Raw genomic sequence first — 19,541 nt, 5'->3', positions numbered from 1 at the left:
GGAGGTCATGCTTCTCTCGTCCTCATGGGGGGCTAATCATCCCCTAACGAGGTGTCCACGAGAATTAGACCAGGACAGACCTCCTTCACCTCGGCATGCACAGACTAAAAAGAGTTCAGGCTCGGCGCGAACCGAAGCCAGCAGCTCACCAAGGAGTTAGATCCACAATCGAAACGACTTCAGCGGTCTCCTTGTGAATTAAGACGACCATAGGACGTGCTCCGGCCATCAGAGGCAGCCAGGCATCAGCCTCAGGCCAGCGCTCAAGCTCGGCATCGACAAGACCAGCCTCATTGAATAAGGACAGCCTTTCCAGCGGAGCGGCTCTCGTCTTGATCGATGACACAAGCGCAGAAAGAGGGCGGTACAGTTCGGGGCGCTGGGGAATATCACTTCCTCCCAGGGCAGACTCAAACATCAGCTCCTGACGCTGCTCGGGATCCTTCGGGCTTTCAGCTCCCACCCAGCGCGGCCCCAACCATGGAGCGTCACGATACTCGGGCAGGGCATCATCAAGCCTGCGAGCATCGATATCCAGCGCGCGCACCACATCGAATCGATCAACGTTGTATACCAGCCAAGCCGGACGCCCCTCCGCAACCGTCCAAACACCATAGGCAAGCGCTGAAAGCTGCAATAGGAGAATCACCGCCAGATCGAACACCAGAGCCTTCTTGCCCACTTTGAAGACCAGCAGCGTCAACAGCGGCCCAATGGTCACATCGACCGCTAGCAGCATCACAAAAACATCGGTAACACCGACCGCCTCATGTAAAGGAGCGGGATACCAGACTGCAAAGACCAGCAACAACATGGCCAACGCGACCACAGCCGAACCACCGAGGTGAATAGCGAACGCCTTGAAGCGAGGAGAGCGGAGAAAGGATCCGAGCATCATGACTGCACCAGAACAAGAGACGCGTCATCTTACTATTGCAACGCCGCCGACTAGAAACCAGGGATGCTAAACTGGCAATACACTAGCGAAAACGTGGAGCACTTCAAACAGCGCTCGGACGAGTCACCACCGACATGACACTTTTCGTCAGTTATCGCCCCTCCCCTACCTGCCATTAAGCCGAATCACTCTCCGAAAGCTACGCCAGATGGCCGAAGGGCAAGGGATTGGAGAAATTGGCACGGGCTCTGCAAGTCCACCGACAGCGCAACGCCACGTTGCCACACACAAACTCGGAGAGACTCATGAAAGCACTGCAAAAAGGCTTCACATTGATCGAACTGATGATCGTCGTCGCGATCATCGGCATTCTGGCGGCGGTCGCGCTGCCGGCCTACCAGGACTACACTGTCCGCGCCAAAGTGTCGGAAGCCGCTATCGCAGCAAGCTCCATCAAAATTGGCGTTGCCGAAATGTTCGCCAACAGAGGCATGGCTGGCGTTGCCGCTTATGCGGCGGAAATTGCGGCTGATCAGGCGAACTTGCAAACCGATAAAATTAACGCCATCGCGGTTGGCGCCGACGGCACTATCTCGATCACCTTCCTGACTGCCGCTGCTGGCGAAAGAGAGGGCGTCCCGCAACTCGCCGCCAACAACGTACTGGCCTACTCCCCGTTCATTCAAGAACAGGCCATTTCTGACCAAAACGCCACCGGCAGCATTACTTGGCGCTGCAATCCAGCCGTGGTTGCCGCAACAACCATTCTCCCGAAATATCTGCCAGGCGAATGCCGCAACTAATCTAGTCGGCAAGCTCCATGGCAAGCGAGACCACGTTCTTCGAACGTGGTCTTTTTTTTTCCGCAAAACATGTTTTTCACTTCGGCCTTTGTCCCGCCGCCTGCTGAAAATGCGGACAAGCAGCCGAAATAAAATCAAAGCACCCCATAAAATGCAGCTTCATCGCAGATGAGCATTTGGATCCGAAACCGCTGCTCAGCTGGCTGCCAGCCACTCCTCCGCCCCTCTTACGTTTGGCACACCTCATGTAACTAGGCTATAAGGCAACAATAGTTATGGAGCCTACAATGAACGATAGCGTGTCCCTCACCGGGCTTGCCCGCCAGATGGTTCTGGCCGAATTGCTGGATGAAAAAACCGCTCAGCAAGCGCAAAACCAGGCCCAGCGCAACAAGCTGTCGCTGGTTACCTACCTCGTGCAGAACAAGCTGGTGAAGAGTCGCGCCCTCGCCGAGCTAGCGTCCGAGCAGTTCGGCGTCTCCTTCGTTGACCTGACCGCCATTGACAAAGAAGGCCAGCCTAAAGATTTAGTGAGCGAAAAGTTGGTGCGCCAACACCGCTTACTGCCGCTCTATAAGCGAGGCAATAAACTCTTTGTCGGCATATCCGACCCCACCAACCACCAAGCCATTACGGACGTTCAGTTCAGCACAGGCCTGAACACCGAGGCAATTCTGGTTGAGGACGACAAGCTCGGTGACGCCATCGATAAGTTCTTTGATAGCGCCACGAGCGGCATGGGGGATCTTGCCGATGTCGACCTGGACGGTTTGGACGGACTGGATGTCGAATCGGTCAATGATGATTCCGAGGCGCAAGGCGAAGCCAACGCCGCAGACGATGCTCCCGTGGTGCGCTTCGTCAATAAGATGCTGCTCGACGCCATCAAGGGTGGCTCCTCCGACCTTCACTTTGAGCCCTACGAAAAAGCCTATCGAGTGCGTTTCCGCACCGATGGCATCCTGCATGAAATCGCCCGCCCGCCCATCCAGCTGTCACCTCGTATCTCCGCCCGCCTGAAGGTTATGGCTGGACTGGATATCTCCGAGCGACGCAAACCTCAGGATGGGCGCATCAAGATGCGCATCTCAAAAACCAAATCCATCGACTTTCGCGTCAGCACCTGCCCAACCCTCTGGGGCGAGAAGATCGTGATGCGGATACTTGACTCTTCCAGCGCACAGATGGGTATCGACGCCCTAGGCTATGAAGAATCGCAGAAAGAGCTCTACATGTCCGCGCTCAAGCAACCCCAGGGCATGATTCTGGTAACCGGCCCCACAGGCTCCGGCAAGACCGTTTCGCTATATACCGGGCTAAATATTCTAAATACTGTGAGCGTCAATATTTCCACAGCCGAAGACCCGGTGGAAATCAACCTGGAAGGCATCAATCAGGTCAACGTCAACCCCAAGCAGGGCATGGACTTTACCGCCGCGCTCAAGTCGTTTCTGCGCCAGGATCCAGACATCATCATGGTCGGCGAAATACGTGACCTGGATACAGCCTCCATCGCCATCAAAGCAGCCCAGACCGGACACATGGTAATGTCGACCCTGCACACCAACAGCGCAGCAGAAACCTTGACTCGCCTGCGCAACATGGGCGTACCTTCCTTCAACATTGCCACCTCTGTAAACCTGATCATTGCCCAGCGACTGGCGCGCAAGCTCTGCAGCAATTGCAAGAAGGAAGTTCAGATTCCACGCGAGACGCTTATCGAGGAAGGATTCCCGGAGGACAAGATCGGCACCTTCAAGATTTATGGCCCGGTCGGCTGCGAAAGCTGCAATGGGGGCTACAAGGGCCGTGTCGGGATTTATGAAGTAGTTAAAAACACCCCAGCCCTACAACGTATTATCATGGAGGAAGGCAATTCCATTGACATTGCCACACAAATGCGTAAGGACGGCTTTAATGACCTGCGGACCTCGGCGCTGCTGAAGGCCATGCAAGGCGTTACTAGCCTCGAAGAAGTCAACCGCGTGACCAAGGACTAACCCATGGCGGAAAAAGCGTTAAAAACCAGTACTTTCGCCTGGGAAGGCACCGACAGGAAGGGCTCTAAGGTCAAGGGCGAACTCAGTGGGGTTAACCCTGCCTTGGTCAAGGCTCAGTTGCGCAAGCAGGGAATAAACCCCCTCAAGGTCCGAAAAAAGTCAGCCGCCTTATTTAGTGCTGGCAAGAAAATCAAACCCATGGACATCGCACTGTTTGCACGGCAGATGGCGACCATGATGAAGGCCGGCGTGCCCCTGCTGCAATCGTTCGACATTATCAGCGAGGGTTTCGACAACCCCAATATGCGTAAGCTCGTTGATGATCTGAAACAACAGGTAGCCGCCGGTAACAGTTTCTCCACTGCACTACGTACCAAACCAGAATACTTCGATGACCTCTTCTGCAACTTGGTGGATGCTGGCGAGCAGGCTGGCGCACTGGAGAACCTTCTGGACCGAATTGCAACCTACAAGGAAAAAACCGAGGCACTAAAAGCCAAGATAAAAAAAGCAATGAACTATCCAATTGCGGTAATTGTAGTAGCCGTGATTGTCTCCGCAATTCTACTCATTAAAGTAGTCCCCCAATTCGAATCTGTTTTTTCGAACTTTGGCGCAGAGCTTCCGGCTTTCACTCAAATGGTGATTGCCCTTTCCAAGGCTCTCCAGCAGTGGTGGTTCATTATTCTACTGGCCTTCTTTGCGTTAGGTTTTATTCTGAAAGAAGCGCACAAGCGCTCTAAAGGCTATCGGGACTGGGTAGATCGCACGGTACTCAAGGCCCCTATAGTTGGCGATATCCTTTATAAGTCAGCTGTAGCTCGATTTGCCCGTACCCTCTCAACCACTTTTGCGGCCGGCGTTCCACTTGTCGAGGCCCTGGATTCAGTTGCCGGAGCAACGGGCAACGTCGTCTTCGTCAATGCCGTTAATAAAGTGAAGCAGGACGTTACTACAGGCATGCAGCTCAATTTCTCCATGCGAACTACCGGAACCTTTCCCAGCATGGCCATCCAGATGACGGCCATCGGCGAAGAGTCAGGCGCACTGGATGAAATGCTGGACAAGGTAGCCAGCTACTACGAAGCGGAAGTTGATAATGCCGTGGATGGTTTGACCAGCCTTATGGAACCCTTGATCATGGCCGTGCTGGGTGTACTAGTCGGCGGTTTGATTATCGCGATGTACCTACCGATCTTCCAACTGGGTGCCGTGGTTTAACCATGTCGGTAATAGACTTCCTGGCCAGCCATGTGCTGGCCTTTGTTTTATGCGCTCTTCTCATCGGCCTGCTCATTGGCAGCTTTCTGAACGTAGTGATCTACCGCTTGCCGGTCATCATGCAACGCGACTGGCGGGCGCAGGCCCGTGAGGCTTTGGAGCTTCCAGAAGAAGCAAAGGGCGAGACATTCAACCTGATACTACCGAACTCCCGCTGCCCTCATTGCAGCCATGAGATCAAGCCTTGGGAGAATATCCCCGTAGTCAGCTATCTGTCCCTCGGCGGTAGGTGTTCCGCCTGCAAGGCGCCGATCAGCAAGCGTTATCCCTTGGTTGAGCTGAGCTGTGGATTGTTGTCGGCTTATGTCGCCTGGCATTTCGGCTTTGGCTGGCAGGCGGGGGCAATGTTGTTGGTTACCTGGGGCTTGCTGGCGATGAGTCTGATCGATGTCGATCATCAACTGCTGCCGGACGATCTGGTATTGCCGCTGCTATGGCTCGGGTTGATCGCCAATAGTTTCGGGCTGTTTACCAGCCTGGGGGATGCGCTTTGGGGGGCGGTGGCAGGTTACTTGAGCCTGTGGTCGGTGTATTGGGTGTTCAAGTTGATCACCGGCAAGGAGGGCATGGGCTATGGCGACTTCAAGCTGCTGGCGATGCTGGGCGCCTGGGGTGGCTGGCAGATTCTGCCGCTGACCATTCTGCTGTCTTCTCTGGTGGGCGCCGTGCTGGGCATTATCATGCTGCGCCTGCGCAATGCCGATTCCAGCACGCCCATACCGTTCGGCCCCTATTTGGCCATTGCGGGCTGGATCGCTCTGCTCTGGGGTGATCAAATAACCGGGATGTATTTGCAGTTCGCCCGTTTCCAATGACCTTCGCTTTTTCCCTATCCGAGCCGTTGCCGCCCATCGGCAGCCCTTTGGTTTTGCACACCGTTCCGCCAGCAGCCTAGGAGCCTTTATGAAACCCTGGATTCTAGGCCTTACCGGCGGCATCGGCAGCGGCAAGAGTGCTGTCGCCCAGCACTTCAGCGAACTCGGGGTGCATGTGGTCGATGCCGATCATGCCGCGCGCTGGGTAGTGGAACCCGGCAGACCGGCACTGGCGCAGATCGCTGCACATTTTGGCGAACAGGTACTGACCGCCGATGGCCAGTTGGACCGCACGGCATTGCGCCAACGCATCTTTCAGAACCCAGAAGAACGTCGCTGGCTGGAAGCCCTGCTTCACCCGCTGATTGGCAAAGAGATCACCACCCATCTGGAGCGAGCCTCCTCGCCCTACGCCATTCTTGTTTCGCCGTTGCTGGTGGAGTCGGGCCAGATCCCTTTGACTCAACGCGTTCTGGTCGTGGACGCACCAGAGCACGTGCAGGTGGAGCGCACCATGCTGCGCGACCAGACCACCGCAGAACAGGTGCAAGCCATTCTCAAGGTCCAGGCCACCCGCGAAGAGCGGCTGCGGCACGCGCATGATGTCTTGGTCAATGACCGAGACCTGGGATGGCTGCAGAATGAGGTCGAGCGACTGCATCGCTTCTATTTGACGCTACGCGGAGACCAGCCATGAGCAAGATCACCACCATCGACTGCCCGACCTGCGGCGCCCCCGTCGAATGGGGCCCGCAGAGCCCGCACAGACCGTTCTGCTGCGAGCGCTGCAAGCTGATCGACTTGGGCGCCTGGGCTGCCGAGGAGCACGCGATTCCCGGCGATCACCTGGAAGACGAGCTGTTTTCAGGGGACTTCCCGCCACAGGAACATTGAGCCGGACGCGCTCACCAAGATCGACGAAGGCAATGGGCAGATGTATGGCCGCTCCCGGAGGCGTCACGCGGCCAGCATGCAGTACGCCCAAGCGCAATCCCTCCCCTCCAGGTTGGGCAGCGAGAAACCTCCGCTCGCGAGCCAGGTAGGCAGAAGCGCGGATGCGCACGCTGCGCGCTCCCGCACAAATGCGCTCAGTAGCGCACCCAGAGCGGTCCAGCTTGTTCGCTGCACCTCTAGCGCATCTGGCACCTAGTCACGAACACCCACCCTTTCGCTCATTTAACAGACTCATCAGCATGGTGGACACTGCGGACACATGCCTGAGCCAGATCAAATGCCCTGCGCCATGCATTCAGCAAATGGCCGCGATTAATTACCCGGCTCGTCATCCCTCCAGGGGGCCTGTAGGTAGCGGGTACGGTTGAACGTTTCCAGCCAGTCGGGGCAAAACACCACCAGGGCCGTGACTACCGTGCCGTTGATGAACGCCTCGGGAAACATCACCAGCCAGAGATAGCCGGCGAAGTCTGCCAGCCAGGGCGGCATGGGGAAGCGCCCATCAAGCCATAGTACCGCCAGCCCGGCCAGCACACAGGTCAGCGCCGCCAAGGCCGCAGGAAAGAAGCCGGCGCAGAAGATATAGACAAACAGATTGCGGGGCTGCGCCCGCTCCACCAACTGAGCACAAACCTCTGTGACCAGCACCGGCAGTAGCACGATCAAGACCCCGTTCAGCCCCAACGCCAGGAAATCCTGATAGCCCAGGGTGCACAGGCCGAGCTGCGCAAGCAGCGCGCAAAGCAGCGCCAGCGGCCAATCAAGCAACAAGGTCACGGCGGTCATGCCAAGAAAATGCAAGGAAAGACCCGACTCGAAGTCACGTCTGACCAACCATAGCAGGAACAGCGCCACCACCGTGCCAAACAGCAGGTGCTGGCGCCGACTGTCGCTGAACAGCTCGAGCCAGGGCACGCGCCAGAGGGCCCAGCCCAGCGCCGCCAGGTACAGCACCCAGCCCAAGAGCAGGCTTACAGACGAAAGCAACTCGGCAGAGATCATGTATTCCTCTTCAATCAACGGCAAAGTCGTCGCGCGAGGGGCAGAACCCGCTCGATCCATCGCCCGATCTCATGCCCCTGCAACCGGCGCGATTCCCGGGCCAAGACACAGCTTATGACCGGCGCTTCGGCTAAAGTCGCCACCCTTCTCCGGCAGCCGAGTATTCGCCATGCGTTCGTTCACCCTTCTCCTTTCGCTCTGCCTGCTGCTTGCCCTGCCAGTGCAGGCCGCGGAAAAGACCTACGGCCGTGTGCGTGTCGATCAGATCGTCAGCATCTACGACGGCGATACCTTCCGCGTGACCATTCCCTCCTGGCCATCGGTAATCGGCCAGCGAGTGCCAGTGCGCATCTTCGGGATCGACACACCGGAGTTGCGCGACAAGCGTCCCTGGGTTCGCGAGCAGGCGCGCCGGGCCAAGCAGTTCAGCGTCGAGCATCTGCGCCGCGCCAAGCATATCGAGCTGCGGGAGATTCGCCGCGACAAATACTTCCGCCTCCTGGCCGAAGTCTGGGTCGACGGACGCAGCCTGGGCGACCTGTTGCTCAAGGCCGGGCTGGCCAAACCTTACGATGGCGGTACCAAGAGCGCATGGTAGCGCGCTAAGCTGAGGGCATGGATGACTCGGACTATCTGCGCCTGCTCACTCACCAGGCCGAACAAGCCAATGCCTTCCTTTCCAACGCGCGCAAGTGGGAGCGCGAGCGCTGGGTCTGCCAGCGCCTGCTGCAAGCGCTGAATGTCAGCCACCGGGTCGAGGAGTTCAGCCCCGCCGCCCAGGAGCCGCCGGACGTATTGTTCCGCGAAGCCAGCTTCGAGGTGTTCTTCGTACTCGACGAAGGCCGGCGCCTGAACGAGGAATGGCGGGTCGAACTGGAGCGACGTCGCAGCGCCTTCTCCCTGCGCCAGTTGGTACGACGCGAAGCCCGCCCTCGCCGCATCGGCGCAACCGAGCTGATCGCCCGCCTGGCCCCCACGCTGCGCAAGAAGGCGCACAACTATCGCGAACGGGGCCTCGATCTCGGCGAGCTGGATCTGGTTGCTTTCGTCAATCTCAAGCGCGCCGTGCCGGATTTCAACAGCCATTTTCCGCCCCCCACCGAATACCTGCGTCAGGGCTGGCGTTCGCTGTCGCTGGTAGGGCCGACCTTCGCCCGTGTGCTGTTCGCCCACCCCGACGCACCGGACTTCCTGCGCGCCAACCTCGGTCGCAGCGTACTGTTCGATGTCGGCATCAGCCTTTGAGAACCTTTGCTGCGGTAAAGCGCCAAACTTGGTTCGAATGTCGACCTGCGCATTGAGCCCGTGCAAAGCGCACCGCTAGAATGCCACCACTTGAGCGAGGCCCTGCCATGACCAGCCGTTTGACTCCAGAAGACCAACAGCGCGTCGACCAGTACCTGAGTGCACCGCAGCACCAGATCGAGCGCAAACCGTTTCGTCCCGGACTGCTGCTGCTGATCACCCTCGCCTCCGTCATCGGCCTCGGCTTGATCAGCCGCGCCCTGAGCAGCCTGGTGCTATGAGCCGCTTAGCGCTCGCCCAGCCGCCCACCTCCAGGATTCCCCAAAGCCTTATGAGATGTTTTCATGTCCCATCGCATAGTCATCGTCGGCGGCGGCGCCGGCGGCCTGGAGCTTGCCACCCGCCTGGGTAGAACCCTGGGCAAACGCGGCCTGGCCGAGATCGTATTGGTCGATGCCAACCTTACCCACATCTGGAAACCGCTGCTGCACGAAGTAGCCGCTGGCTCGCTGAACTCCACCGAGGACGAACTGAACTACGTGGCCCAGGCCAAGTGGAATCATTTCGAATTCCAGTTCGGCCGCATGCTGGGGCTCGACCGCGCGCGCCGCTGCATCACGCTATCGGTGACCCTGGGCGAGAACGGCCCCGAGTTGAGGACCGAACGCGAGCTGAGCTATGACACGCTGGTAATAGCTGTCGGCAGCACCACCAACGACTTCGGCACCCCAGGAGCCGCGGAGCACTGCATCTTCCTCGATACCCGCGCCCAAGCGGAGCGTTTCCATCGTCAGCTACTCAGCCACTATTTGCGCGCCCATGCCAGCGGGCTCGACGACAGCCAGGTCAGCGTGGCCATCGTCGGCGCAGGTGCCACGGGCGTGGAGCTGGCCGCCGAGCTGCACCATGCAGCCCATGAGCTTGCTGCCTATGGACTCAAGGGCATTCGCCCGGAAAACATGCGCATCACGCTGATCGAAGCAGGCCCGCGCGTATTACCGGCGCTGCCGGAGCGCATCAGCCAGCCCGTGCACAAGACCCTGGAAAAGCTTGGCGTGCGCGTGCTCACCGGCACCGCGGTCAGCGAAATCTCCGAGCAGGGTCTGAAAGCCGGCGAGACGATAATCCCCGCCAGCCTCAAGGTGTGGGCCGCCGGCATTCGCGCTCCGGCCTTCCTCAAGGAGCTGGATGGCCTGGAGAGCAATCGCATCAATCAGTTGGTAGTCCGTCCGACCCTGCAGACCACTCGGGACGAAAACATCTTCGCCTTCGGCGACTGCGCAGCCTGCCCGCAGGGCGACAGCGAGGGACGCAATGTGCCGCCGCGGGCCCAGGCCGCCCATCAACAGGCAACGCTGTTGGCCAAGGCCCTGAAGCTGCGCCTGCAAGGCAAGGAACTACCGGAATACCGCTATCGCGACTACGGTTCGCTGATTTCCCTGGCGAGTTTTTCCGCCGTCGGCAACCTGATGGGCAATCTGACCGGCAGTGTCATGCTCGAGGGCTGGCTGGCGAGAATGTTCTACATCTCGCTCTACCGCCTGCACCAGGTCGCCCTCTATGGCCCCTTCCGCACCCTGCTGCTGATGTTGACCGACCGCATTCGCCGCAGCACCGAACCGCGCTTGAAGCTGCACTGAACCACAGGGCGGCGCACGGGCACAGCCCTGCGCCGCCCGGCCCAGTCGACACGGCGCACAGAGCAAGAGCCAGCGCGGTCGCAAGAAATCAGGAGTGGGATCAGTTGCCACGTCTAGGACCGTTGCGGCCCTGGGCATTCAAAACAGAGTGGGAAAATGGTGGGTCGTGTAGGATTCGAACCTACGACCAATTGGTTAAAAGCCAACTGCTCTACCGACTGAGCTAACGACCCTGAAAATGGTCGGGGTAGAGAGATTCGAACTCCCGACATCCTGCTCCCAAAGCAGGCGCGCTACCGGACTGCGCTATACCCCGCTTGGAAGTTGGCTCCGCGACCTGGACTCGAACCAGGGACCCAATGATTAACAGTCATTTGCTCTACCGACTGAGCTATCGCGGAACGACGAGCTTCCAATCTCTTTACTGGCCCGGCATCGCCGGATTCCCGTATCAGAGGCGCGCCATTTTACGTTTCCCGGCGCCCCTGTCAACCCTTGGAAAGACCTTTTCGGACAATGCCTTGCGAACGGCCGTGTGACTGCTATATCTGATTCAAACGCAGTAACCCCTGCAGGCGATCCCGGCCTGCAGCGCCGCAAGCAGGAAGGCCATGAGTCCCCAGGACACCCCGCCCCCGCCCAAGCCCCTTGCCCCCCTGGCCAGCCGCGGCATCCAGCCACGCCACGGCCAGTTGGTGCAGGAATGCCGCAAGCTGGCGATGAATCATCTGGCCGAGCATCTGGGCAATGTATTCGCGCAGGTCGACGATGCCCTCTTCGAATGCGCCGAGCAGGCCGACAGCAACCAGTTGCAAACCCTGTTCTTCGACAGCATGCGCGATATCCGCAAGCAGCGGCCGCAGATGGAACGCCTCTACCACCAGCGGATCGCCCAGAGCCTCGCCGACTTTCTCGAAGGCCGACTCAGCTCACCGGAGCAACCAGCGGAGCCGGATATCGATCAGCTCGCCCTGGTAAAGGACGAAGACTACGAAGAGAGCCTGCTGATCACTAACATGGTCAGCCGGGTCAAGGGGCGCTGCGTGCAGCAACTCTTTGCCCTCGACCAGCGCATCGCGCTGCTCAACCGAGGACACAAGCTTGACGAGGACGCCAATCCGTTCGGGCCACAGGTGGTGGCGCAGGGATTTCGCGAGGCCTTGCTCGTCGGCGCACTGCCGCCTCGCATCAAGGCGGTCCTCTACGCGCTGTTCGAGCGCCACGTGATGCAGAGCCTGGGCGTTCTGTATGACGCACTGAACGAGCGCCTGATCGAAGGCGGGGTACTGCCGAACCTGAAGTACGCCGCCAAGCGATCCAGTGAGCCGCCGCCCGGCCCCCAGCCGTCCTCCGCCCAGGCGGCCAGCCACCCGGCGAGCGGCGCGACGCACGGTGCCCACTCGCCGCCGAACCTGAACGGGCCACCCCCCATTGAACCTGCCGCACTGCTCTCCGGTTTGGCCGCCCTGCTCAGTGAGCGGCGACAGCACGCACCCGATACGCCCTTGTTCGGCGAGACCCGCAGCATCTCCAGCTTCACGCCACCCGATGCGCGGCACACCTACAGCGTCAACGAACTCCTGGATGCCCTGAACCGCCTGCAGCGGCAATCGGCCCACGACCTGGCCCAGCGCCTGCATCGGCCGCAGCAGGTGATCAATCTCAAGGAGGACCTTTACCACCAACTCGAAGCCGGCAGCGCACTGCCCGGCCAGCAGAAGCTTTCCGAGCAGGAAGCCGATGTGATCGACCTGGTGGGCATGCTCTTCGACTTCATACTCGACGACGAGAACCTGCCGGACAGCTGCAAGACCGCGATCTCGCACCTGCATACGCCGTATCTGAAGGTTGCCCTGCACGACCAGGCGCTGTTTACCCATCACCAGCATCCGGCACGCCGCCTGCTCAATGCGATGGCACAAGCCGGCAATCTGCACGCCGGTGGAGAAGACGAACAGAGCCTGCTGGCGAAGATCCATTGGGTGATCGAGCGGGTGATCCACGACTTCAGCGGCGACATACAGCTCTTCGATGAGCTGCTGGAGGATTTCAATGACTACGTCGCGACCTTGCGGCACAAGGTGGAGCTGCGCGAACGGCGCGCCGTAGAGGCCGTCAAGGGCCGCGACAAGCTGTTCGCCGCCCGCCAGGAGGCCCAGGCGGTAATCGGCCGGGCCCTGGCCGAACGCACACCGCCGACATTGATACGCAACTTCCTCGAACAGACCTGGAGCGATGTGCTGGTTTTCGTGCTGCTGCGCCACAGCCAACGCAGCGCCGAGTGGCAACGCGCCTGCGATGTTGCCGAACAACTGGCCTGGAGCGGCACGCCCCTGGACACTGCCGGGCGCGAACGCCTGCAGGGCTTGCGGGTAGGAATGCTGAACGAACTGCGCGCCGGCCTGGAGCTGCTCGGCGGCTATCCCGAGGAAGCCATGCGTCGCCTGCTGCGCGAGCTGGTGGCCTGCCAGCACGCCGTACAGGGGCACCAACCCCAACTCGCCGCCCGCCTGCACTCCCCGCTGCCGGAAAGCCCACTGGGCGCCATGCTGGGCGAAGAAGCGGCCCTCCCCGCCGAAGCGATGAATGCCTCCGGCCTGTCGCCCAAAGCCCAAGCCCTGGCGCAGGAACTGGAGAATCTTGAGTTCGGCACCTGGTTCGAGTTCGCCACGGGTGCGGAACGCCAGACCCTCAAGCTCTCCTGGTTCAGCCCCACGACGCACAATTACATGTTCGTCGACCACAGCGGCCAGCGCGTGGCCATCAAACCTCTCAGCCTGCTGGCCTGCGAGATGGAGCAGGGACTGGCCCGCCTGGTACCGCCCGAGCGCAACGAGCCCCTGATGGATCGCGCGCTGCATGCGATCTATCGGGTATTGCAACGCCTCAGCGGGCATGCGCCCGCCGCCCACTGAAGGAGTTCTCCATGGAAGATCGCCGTCAGCACAGCCGCCATCACGCCGAGCTGCAGCTGGAAGTCTTCGATCTGCACAGTCCAAGGCGCTTCGGGCGAGTGGTCGACCTGTCCGCCGATGGCTTCATGCTGCTCAGCGAAGAACCGCTTCGCACCGACATGCTCTATGAATGTCGCCTGGTGTGCGAAAAGACAACCGATATGGTCGATATCCAGCTCACGGCGGACTGCCTGTGGAGCAGGGCCGGCGCCGACGAACAGCGTTGCTGGGCCGGCTTTCACATCATCGATATTGCCGACGACCAGGCCGAAGCCCTGGCACGCCTGTTGGCAAAACTGTAGGCGGCCGCTCGCGAGCAGGCCGCCTGAACGGAGCGATCACGCAAAGACGATCTCGCCGTCCTCCACCTTGGCTTCCACGCGCGCGCCCGGCTCGAATTTGCCGGCGAGGATCTGCTGCGCCAGCGGGTTCTCGATCCAGCGCTGGATAGCCCGCTTGAGCGGCCTGGCGCCGTAGACCGGGTCGTAACCGACGGCCACCAGCTTGTCCAAGGCGTCCTGCGACAGGTCCAGGGACAGCTCGCGCTCGGCCAGGCGCTGGCGCAGGCGTTGCAACTGGATTTCGGCGATGCCGACGATCTGTTCCTTGGCCAGCGGCTCGAAGACCACCACCTCGTCGATACGGTTGATGAACTCCGGGCGGAAGTGGCTGCTCACCGCGTCCATCACCGCCGCGCGCTGGGCCTCGTGATCGCCGACCAGCTCCTGGATCTGTGCCGAACCGAGGTTGGAGGTCATCACGATCACGGTGTTCTTGAAGTCCACGGTACGCCCGTGGCTGTCAGTCAGGCGACCGTCTTCCAGCACCTGCAGCAGCACGTTGAACACGTCCGGATGAGCCTTTTCCACCTCGTCCATCAACACCACCGAATAGGGTTTGCGCCGCACCGCCTCGGTCAGGTACCCGCCCTCTTCGTAGCCGACGTAGCCCGGAGGCGCTCCAATCAGGCGGGCGACCGAATGCTTTTCCATGAACTCGGACATGTCGATGCGCACCAGCGCCTCCTCGGTATCGAAGAGGAATTCGGCCAGCGACTTGCACAGCTCGGTCTTGCCGACCCCGGTCGGGCCGAGGAACAGGAACGAGCCGCTCGGCCGGTTCGGATCTGCCAGCCCGGCGCGGGAGCGACGCACGGCATTGGCCACCGCGGTGACCGCCTCGTGCTGGCCGATCACGCGCTTGTGCAGCTCATCTTCCATGCGCAGCAGCTTCTCGCGCTCCCCTTCGAGCATCTTGGAAACCGGAATGCCGGTCCACTTGGATACCACCTCGGCAATCTCTTCGTCGGTCACCTTGCTGCGCAGCAGCTGGTTCTCCTTCTTGCCGTGCTGGTCGACCATCTGCAGGCTGCGCTCCAGGTCGGGGATGATGCCGTATTGCAGCTCGGCCATGCGCTGCAAGTCGGACTTGCGCCGCGCAGCCTCGAGGTCGGCCTTGGCCTGCTCGATCTTCTGCTGGATCTGCGCCGAGCCCTGCACCTCGGCCTTCTCGGACTTCCAGATTTCCTCCAGGTCGGCGTATTCCCGCTCCAGCCTGGTGATGTCCTCCTCCAACTTGGCCAGGCGCTTGCGGGTGGCTTCATCCTCTTCCTTCTTCAGCGCCTCGCGTTCGATCTTCAGCTGGATCAGCCGGCGATCCAGGCGATCCAGGGCTTCCGGCTTGGAGTCGATTTCCATGCGGATGCGGCTGGCGGCCTCGTCGACCAGGTCGATGGCCTTGTCCGGCAACTGGCGATCGGTGATGTATCGATGGGACAGCTTGGCCGCGGCGATGATCGCCCCGTCGGTAATGCTGACCCCATGGTGCACCTCATAGCGCTCCTTGAGGCCCCGCAGAATGGCAATGGTGTCCTCTTCGGACGGCTCGTCCACCAGCACCTTCTGGAAACGCCGCTCCAGCGCGGCGTCCTTCTCGATGTATTGCCGATATTCGTCGAGCGTGGTGGCACCGACGCAATGCAGTTCGCCACGGGCCAGGGCCGGCTTGAGCATGTTGCCGGCGTCCATCGCGCCCTCGGCCTTGCCAGCGCCCACCATGGTGTGCAGCTCGTCGATGAACAGGATGACCCGACCTTCCTGCTTGGACAGCTCATTGAGCACGGCCTTCAAACGCTCCTCGAACTCGCCACGGAACTTGGCGCCGGCGATCAGCGCGCCCATGTCCAGGGCCAGCAGGCGCTTGTCCTTCAGGCCGTCTGGCACCTCGCCGTTGACGATGCGCTGGGCCAGCCCTTCGACGATGGCGGTCTTGCCGACGCCAGGCTCGCCGATCAGCACCGGGTTGTTCTTGGTGCGCCGCTGCAGGACCTGGATGGTGCGACGGATCTCATCGTCGCGCCCGATCACCGGGTCAAGCTTGCCGTCCTCGGCCCGCTTGGTCAGATCGACGGTGTATTTATCCAGCGCCTGGCGCGCTTCTTCGGCATTGGGGTCGTTAACAGCCTCGCCACCGCGCAGGTTGTTGATGGCGTTTTCCAGCGCCTTCTTCGATACGCCCTGGCTCAGCAGCAACTTGCCCAGCTTGGTGTTTTCGTCCATCGCCGCCAGCAGCACCAGCTCGCTGGAGATGAACTGATCACCCTTCTGCTGCGCCAGACGGTCAGCCTGGTTGAGCAAGCGCGCCAGGTCCTGGGACAGATTTACATCGCCGGTGGGATTCTGGATTTTCGGTAGACGGTCCAGCTCCTTGGTCAACGCCTCGCGCAGACCGTTGGTGTCGAAGCCCACCTGCCGGAGCAGGGGCTTGATCGAGCCGCCCTGCTGCTCGAGCAACGCCTGCATCAGATGCAGCGGCTCGATGGCCGGGTGATCAAGGCCGACGGCGACGGATTGGGCGTCGGACAATGCCAATTGCAGCTTGCTGGTTAAACGGTCGATACGCATGAACTCATCCTTCCTGTTGAACGCAGGCCGGTGCCACTACACGCACCCTGACGAAAACCTGCCTAGATGCAGGTTAGATGAGGACGATTGTGGCCGATTCAAGGCGACCGTCTTTGATGCAGGTCAGTTACCGTCGACGTATGCAGGCTGGACGCCGGCACCGCCAGATCTCAGTCCAGCCAGATCAGCGATGCGAAGCGCCCGGTGCGTGCGCTGCGGCGGTAGGAATAGAAGCGAGGATCACTGTAGGTGCAAAACCCTCCACCATAGACGGCGGTGACGCCTCGCGCGCCAAGGCGGATGCGAGCGAGCCGATAGAGATCAGCCATGAAGCGTCCGGCATTGCGACTGGGCAGGAACGCTTCCTCCGCCGCGGCGTGACCGGCGATGAACGCATCGCGCACCTCGGGGCCGACCTCGAAGGCGGCCGGCCCGATGGCAGGACCGAGCCACACCAGCACCTCGGCCGGCGCCACCGCCAGCGCATCGAGCGTCGCTTCCAGTACGCCGCCGGCCAGGCCGCGCCAGCCGGCATGAGCCGCAGCGACCCGCTGGCCGGCGCGGTCGCAGAACAATACCGGCAGGCAATCGGCGGTCAGCACGGTGCAAGCGACGCCCTGCTCGCCGGTATAGCTGGCATCCGCCTCAACCACAGCAGCCGGGTCGGCGGGAACAACGACCATGCCGTGAACCTGGCTCAACCAGGCCGGCCGACACCCCAGCGCGTCATCCAGGCGCACGCGATTTTCCGCCACGGCGGTGGGTTCATCATCGACGTGCGTGCCGAGGTTGAAGGTATCGAAAGGTGCGCGACTGACCCCGCCGCGACGGGTGGTGATGCACGCCCTGACCCGCGACGGAGCGGGCCAGTCGGGGATCAGCCAGTCATGCAGTGGGCCGCTCAACCGACAAAGGCCTCGCTGTCCTGGCGCAACAGCTCCAGCATGCCCACGAAGTCATCGGGCAAGGGCGCCTCCCACTTCATGCGAGCCCCCGTGAGCGGGTGATCCAGCTCGAGAAAGCGGGCATGCAGTGCCTGACGCGGAAAGTCCTTGAGCGCCTGCACCAGAGCCGGGCTGGCAGCAGGCGGGATGCGGAAGCGACCGCTATAGAGCGGATCGCCAACCAGCGGAAAGCCGACATGGGTCATGTGTACGCGGATCTGGTGGGTGCGCCCGGTTTCCAGCTTGACCCGCGAGTGGGTGTGGGAGCGAAAACGCTCCAGTACCCGATAGTGCGTGACGGCCGGCTTGCCCCCCTCGATCACCGCCATGCGCTGGCGATTGGCCGAACTGCGGCCGATCGGCGCATCGATCCGGCCGCCGGAGGTGATCACGCCGATCACGATGCACTCGTAGATGCGGCTCACCGTGCGCTTCTGCAACTGATCCACCAGCCGCGTCTGAGCCTGCAGGGTCTTGGCCACCACCATCAGGCCGGTAGTGTCCTTGTCCAACCGATGCACGATGCCAGCGCGCGGCACGTTGATCAGCTCCGGCACATGGTGCAGCAGGGCATTGAGCAGGGTGCCGTCGGCATGTCCTGCGGCCGGATGCACAACCAGGCCGGCGGGCTTGTTCAGCACCAGCAACTGGTCATCCTCGTAGACGATATCCAGCGCGATGTCCTGCGCCAGCCACTCGCCCTGGGCCTGCTGCTCGGCGGTCAGCTCCAGCAGCGAACCGCCGTGCACGATATCCCGCGGACGCACCACCGCGCCGTCGACGGTGAGCCGGCCGTCCTTGATCCAGGCGGCAAGGCGCGAACGCGAATGCTCGGAGAACAGCTGGGCGGCGACTTGGTCGAGACGTTGCCCGCCCAGTTCGGACGGCACCTCGGCACGGAGTTGAATCGTTTGCTCGGGAATCGGAGGCATGCTCTGCAACGGCGGGGGCGCGGCCTTTGGTTTCGGCGGCGCGCTTGTGGTTAAATACGGCGTCTTTGCCCTGGGGAAACCAGGGCGCCCATCATAACAGGACGGCTCCGCCCAAGACAGCCAGCCGTCACAGGGACGCAAGCCGCCATGCAAGTGAAACACCTGCTGCTGATCGCCATCCTCGCCCTCACCGCCGCCTGCTCCTCCAAGGAAGTGGTCGACGAGAATCTGAGCGAGACCGAGCTGTACCAGCAGGCACAGGCCGATCTGGACAATCGCAGCTATACCAGTGCGATCAGCAAGCTGAAGGCCCTGGAGTCACGCTATCCGTTCGGCCGCTATGCCGAGCAGGCGCAGCTGGAACTGATCTACGCCTACTACAAGAACGTCGAGCCGGAAGCCGCCAAGTCCGCCGCCGAGCGCTTCATTCGGCTGCACCCCCAGCATTCCAGCGTCGATTACGCCTACTACCTGAAGGGCCTGGCATCGTTCGACCAGGACCGCGGCCTGCTGGCGCGCTTCCTGCCGCTGGACATGACCAAGCGCGACCCCGGCGCGGCACGCGACTCCTACAACGAGTTCGCCCAGCTCACCAGCCGCTTCCCCAACAGCCGCTACGCACCGGACGCCAAGCAGCGCATGATCTATCTGCGCAACCTGCTGGCCGCCTATGAGATCCACGTAGCCCACTACTACCTGAAGCGCCAGGCCTATGTGGCCGCCGCCAACCGCGGCCGCTACGTGGTAGAGAATTTCCAGGAAACCCCCTCGGTCGGCGACGGCCTGGCAGTGATGACCGAAGCTTACCAGCGCCTTGCCCTGGACGAGTTGGCCGCCACCAGCCTCGAAACCCTGAGGCTGAACTATCCCGACCATGCCAGCCTGGAAAGCGGCCAATTCGTGCCCCAGGAAGAGGAGGCCGACAACCGCTCCTGGCTGGCCAAAGCCACCCTCGGCCTGATCGAAACCGACACCCCGCTGCCGCCGGGCGAAACCCGCGCCAGCCAGGACGTGATCCGCCAATATGAAGACGCCGAACAGGAAATCCCGGACGAATTGCAGCCGGAAAATCAGGAGCAAGAGAAGAAGCGTTCCTGGTGGAGCTACCTGACCTTCGGCCTGTTCGACTGAAGAGACCCACTCGCTTCGCCAAAGGAGGCTTCGGCCTCC

18 protein-coding genes and 3 tRNA genes are annotated in these 19,541 nt (G+C 61.2%); 13 read left to right on the top strand and 8 right to left on the bottom strand.

Annotated elements, in window-relative coordinates; translation table 11 throughout:
• Positions 1–145: 145 nt before the first annotated feature.
• Positions 146–898, bottom strand: a complete 753-nt coding sequence (gene tfpZ / locus ACWKV7_RS20490) for a TfpX/TfpZ family type IV pilin accessory protein (protein ID WP_483859544.1) — start codon at positions 896–898, stop codon at positions 146–148.
• 305 nt (positions 899–1,203) lie between these two features.
• Between tfpZ and ACWKV7_RS20485 the strand changes: the two genes are divergently transcribed.
• The 6 genes from ACWKV7_RS20485 to yacG all read left to right on the top strand — a co-directional run bounded on the left by ACWKV7_RS20485 (position 1,204) and on the right by yacG (position 6,691).
• Positions 1,204–1,701, top strand: a complete 498-nt coding sequence (locus ACWKV7_RS20485) for a pilin (RefSeq protein ID WP_483859543.1) — start codon at positions 1,204–1,206, stop codon at positions 1,699–1,701.
• Between the two features lie 287 nt (positions 1,702–1,988).
• Complete coding sequence (pilB, locus tag ACWKV7_RS20480) at positions 1,989–3,701, top strand: type IV-A pilus assembly ATPase PilB (RefSeq protein ID WP_483859542.1); 1,713 nt, start codon at positions 1,989–1,991, stop codon at positions 3,699–3,701.
• A gap of 3 nt (positions 3,702–3,704) precedes the next feature.
• Positions 3,705–4,922, top strand: a complete 1,218-nt coding sequence (locus ACWKV7_RS20475) for a type II secretion system F family protein (RefSeq protein WP_483859541.1) — start codon at positions 3,705–3,707, stop codon at positions 4,920–4,922.
• Positions 4,923–4,924: 2 nt separating this feature from the next.
• Positions 4,925–5,797 (top strand): prepilin peptidase, encoded by an 873-nt coding sequence (locus tag ACWKV7_RS20470; protein WP_483859540.1) that lies wholly within the window; start codon positions 4,925–4,927, stop codon positions 5,795–5,797.
• Between the two features lie 88 nt (positions 5,798–5,885).
• A complete protein-coding gene (gene coaE, locus ACWKV7_RS20465; RefSeq protein WP_483859539.1) occupies positions 5,886–6,494 on the top strand; it encodes a dephospho-CoA kinase in 609 nt (202 codons plus the stop codon).
• Positions 6,491–6,691: a DNA gyrase inhibitor YacG gene (gene yacG, locus ACWKV7_RS20460; protein ID WP_483859538.1), complete on the top strand. Its 201-nt coding sequence runs from the start codon at positions 6,491–6,493 to the stop codon at positions 6,689–6,691. Before coaE ends, yacG begins: the two co-directional genes overlap by 4 nt.
• A 372-nt stretch (positions 6,692–7,063) precedes the next feature.
• On the opposite strand, the gene ACWKV7_RS20455 is transcribed toward yacG, so the two are convergent.
• Positions 7,064–7,753: an energy-coupling factor ABC transporter permease gene (locus ACWKV7_RS20455; protein ID WP_483859548.1), complete on the bottom strand. Its 690-nt coding sequence runs from the start codon at positions 7,751–7,753 to the stop codon at positions 7,064–7,066.
• 169 nt (positions 7,754–7,922) lie between these two features.
• On the opposite strand from ACWKV7_RS20455, the gene ACWKV7_RS20450 reads away from it, so the two are divergent.
• The 4 genes from ACWKV7_RS20450 to ACWKV7_RS20435 all read left to right on the top strand — a co-directional run bounded on the left by ACWKV7_RS20450 (position 7,923) and on the right by ACWKV7_RS20435 (position 10,638).
• A complete protein-coding gene (locus tag ACWKV7_RS20450; protein WP_483859537.1) occupies positions 7,923–8,351 on the top strand; it encodes a thermonuclease family protein in 429 nt (142 codons plus the stop codon).
• 17 nt (positions 8,352–8,368) lie between these two features.
• Positions 8,369–8,998, top strand: coding sequence for a DUF1780 domain-containing protein (locus ACWKV7_RS20445; protein ID WP_483859536.1), 630 nt, complete (start codon positions 8,369–8,371; stop codon positions 8,996–8,998).
• A gap of 107 nt (positions 8,999–9,105) precedes the next feature.
• The gene (locus ACWKV7_RS20440) at positions 9,106–9,279 is read left to right on the top strand and encodes a DUF3094 domain-containing protein (protein WP_483859535.1); all 174 of its coding nucleotides are present in this window, start codon (positions 9,106–9,108) and stop codon (positions 9,277–9,279) included.
• 63 nt (positions 9,280–9,342) lie between these two features.
• Positions 9,343–10,638: an NAD(P)/FAD-dependent oxidoreductase gene (locus tag ACWKV7_RS20435; protein WP_483859534.1), complete on the top strand. Its 1,296-nt coding sequence runs from the start codon at positions 9,343–9,345 to the stop codon at positions 10,636–10,638.
• A gap of 157 nt (positions 10,639–10,795) precedes the next feature.
• Here the strand turns inward: ACWKV7_RS20435 and ACWKV7_RS20430 are convergent.
• From ACWKV7_RS20430 to ACWKV7_RS20420, 3 genes are all read right to left on the bottom strand, one after another.
• Positions 10,796–10,871 (bottom strand) — tRNA-Lys (locus ACWKV7_RS20430).
• A 6-nt stretch (positions 10,872–10,877) separates the two neighbouring features.
• A tRNA-Pro gene (locus tag ACWKV7_RS20425) sits at positions 10,878–10,954 on the bottom strand.
• Positions 10,955–10,963: 9 nt separating this feature from the next.
• Positions 10,964–11,039 (bottom strand) — tRNA-Asn (locus ACWKV7_RS20420).
• 210 nt (positions 11,040–11,249) lie between these two features.
• Here ACWKV7_RS20420 and ACWKV7_RS20415 point away from each other — a divergent pair.
• Complete coding sequence (locus ACWKV7_RS20415; protein WP_483859533.1) at positions 11,250–13,553, top strand: DUF1631 domain-containing protein; 2,304 nt, start codon at positions 11,250–11,252, stop codon at positions 13,551–13,553.
• Positions 13,554–13,564: 11 nt separating this feature from the next.
• On the top strand, positions 13,565–13,894 hold the full coding sequence (locus ACWKV7_RS20410; RefSeq protein WP_483859532.1) for a PilZ domain-containing protein: 330 nt from the start codon (positions 13,565–13,567) through the stop codon (positions 13,892–13,894).
• Positions 13,895–13,930: 36 nt separating this feature from the next.
• Here the strand turns inward: ACWKV7_RS20410 and clpB are convergent, their stop codons facing one another.
• The 3 genes from clpB to rluD form a co-directional block, all read right to left on the bottom strand.
• A complete protein-coding gene (gene clpB, locus ACWKV7_RS20405; RefSeq protein WP_483859531.1) occupies positions 13,931–16,495 on the bottom strand; it encodes an ATP-dependent chaperone ClpB in 2,565 nt (854 codons plus the stop codon).
• Positions 16,496–16,665: 170 nt separating this feature from the next.
• The gene (gene pgeF, locus ACWKV7_RS20400; RefSeq protein WP_483859547.1) at positions 16,666–17,388 is read right to left on the bottom strand and encodes a peptidoglycan editing factor PgeF; all 723 of its coding nucleotides are present in this window, start codon (positions 17,386–17,388) and stop codon (positions 16,666–16,668) included.
• Between the two features lie 8 nt (positions 17,389–17,396).
• Positions 17,397–18,371 carry a 23S rRNA pseudouridine(1911/1915/1917) synthase RluD gene (rluD, locus tag ACWKV7_RS20395; RefSeq protein WP_483859530.1) on the bottom strand — a complete coding sequence of 325 codons (975 nt, stop codon included), beginning with the start codon at positions 18,369–18,371 and terminating at the stop codon, positions 17,397–17,399.
• 147 nt (positions 18,372–18,518) lie between these two features.
• Between rluD and bamD the strand changes: the two genes are divergently transcribed.
• Positions 18,519–19,502, top strand: a complete 984-nt coding sequence (bamD, locus tag ACWKV7_RS20390) for an outer membrane protein assembly factor BamD (protein WP_483859529.1) — start codon at positions 18,519–18,521, stop codon at positions 19,500–19,502.
• Positions 19,503–19,541: the final 39 nt, after the last annotated feature.

The sequence above is a fragment of the Zestomonas ipomoeae genome, from assembly GCF_057128665.1.
The sequence above is the reverse complement of the archived record's forward strand: the minus strand, read 5'-3'. Positions and strand labels throughout refer to the sequence as shown.

Coding starts and splice junctions, on each gene's coding strand:
- ACWKV7_RS20485 (WP_483859543.1), top strand. CDS start 1,204: ATGAAAGCACTGCAAAAAGGCTTCACATTGATCGAACTGATGATCGTC.
- tfpZ (WP_483859544.1), bottom strand. CDS start 898: ATGATGCTCGGATCCTTTCTCCGCTCTCCTCGCTTCAAGGCGTTCGCT.
- coaE (WP_483859539.1), top strand. CDS start 5,886: ATGAAACCCTGGATTCTAGGCCTTACCGGCGGCATCGGCAGCGGCAAG.
- rluD (WP_483859530.1), bottom strand. CDS start 18,371: ATGCCTCCGATTCCCGAGCAAACGATTCAACTCCGTGCCGAGGTGCCG.
- yacG (WP_483859538.1), top strand. CDS start 6,491: ATGAGCAAGATCACCACCATCGACTGCCCGACCTGCGGCGCCCCCGTC.
- bamD (WP_483859529.1), top strand. CDS start 18,519: ATGCAAGTGAAACACCTGCTGCTGATCGCCATCCTCGCCCTCACCGCC.
- pilB (WP_483859542.1), top strand. CDS start 1,989: ATGAACGATAGCGTGTCCCTCACCGGGCTTGCCCGCCAGATGGTTCTG.
- ACWKV7_RS20445 (WP_483859536.1), top strand. CDS start 8,369: ATGGATGACTCGGACTATCTGCGCCTGCTCACTCACCAGGCCGAACAA.
- ACWKV7_RS20440 (WP_483859535.1), top strand. CDS start 9,106: ATGACCAGCCGTTTGACTCCAGAAGACCAACAGCGCGTCGACCAGTAC.
- ACWKV7_RS20415 (WP_483859533.1), top strand. CDS start 11,250: ATGAGTCCCCAGGACACCCCGCCCCCGCCCAAGCCCCTTGCCCCCCTG.
- clpB (WP_483859531.1), bottom strand. CDS start 16,495: ATGCGTATCGACCGTTTAACCAGCAAGCTGCAATTGGCATTGTCCGAC.
- ACWKV7_RS20410 (WP_483859532.1), top strand. CDS start 13,565: ATGGAAGATCGCCGTCAGCACAGCCGCCATCACGCCGAGCTGCAGCTG.
- ACWKV7_RS20455 (WP_483859548.1), bottom strand. CDS start 7,753: ATGATCTCTGCCGAGTTGCTTTCGTCTGTAAGCCTGCTCTTGGGCTGG.
- ACWKV7_RS20450 (WP_483859537.1), top strand. CDS start 7,923: ATGCGTTCGTTCACCCTTCTCCTTTCGCTCTGCCTGCTGCTTGCCCTG.
- ACWKV7_RS20470 (WP_483859540.1), top strand. CDS start 4,925: ATGTCGGTAATAGACTTCCTGGCCAGCCATGTGCTGGCCTTTGTTTTA.
- ACWKV7_RS20475 (WP_483859541.1), top strand. CDS start 3,705: ATGGCGGAAAAAGCGTTAAAAACCAGTACTTTCGCCTGGGAAGGCACC.
- ACWKV7_RS20435 (WP_483859534.1), top strand. CDS start 9,343: ATGTCCCATCGCATAGTCATCGTCGGCGGCGGCGCCGGCGGCCTGGAG.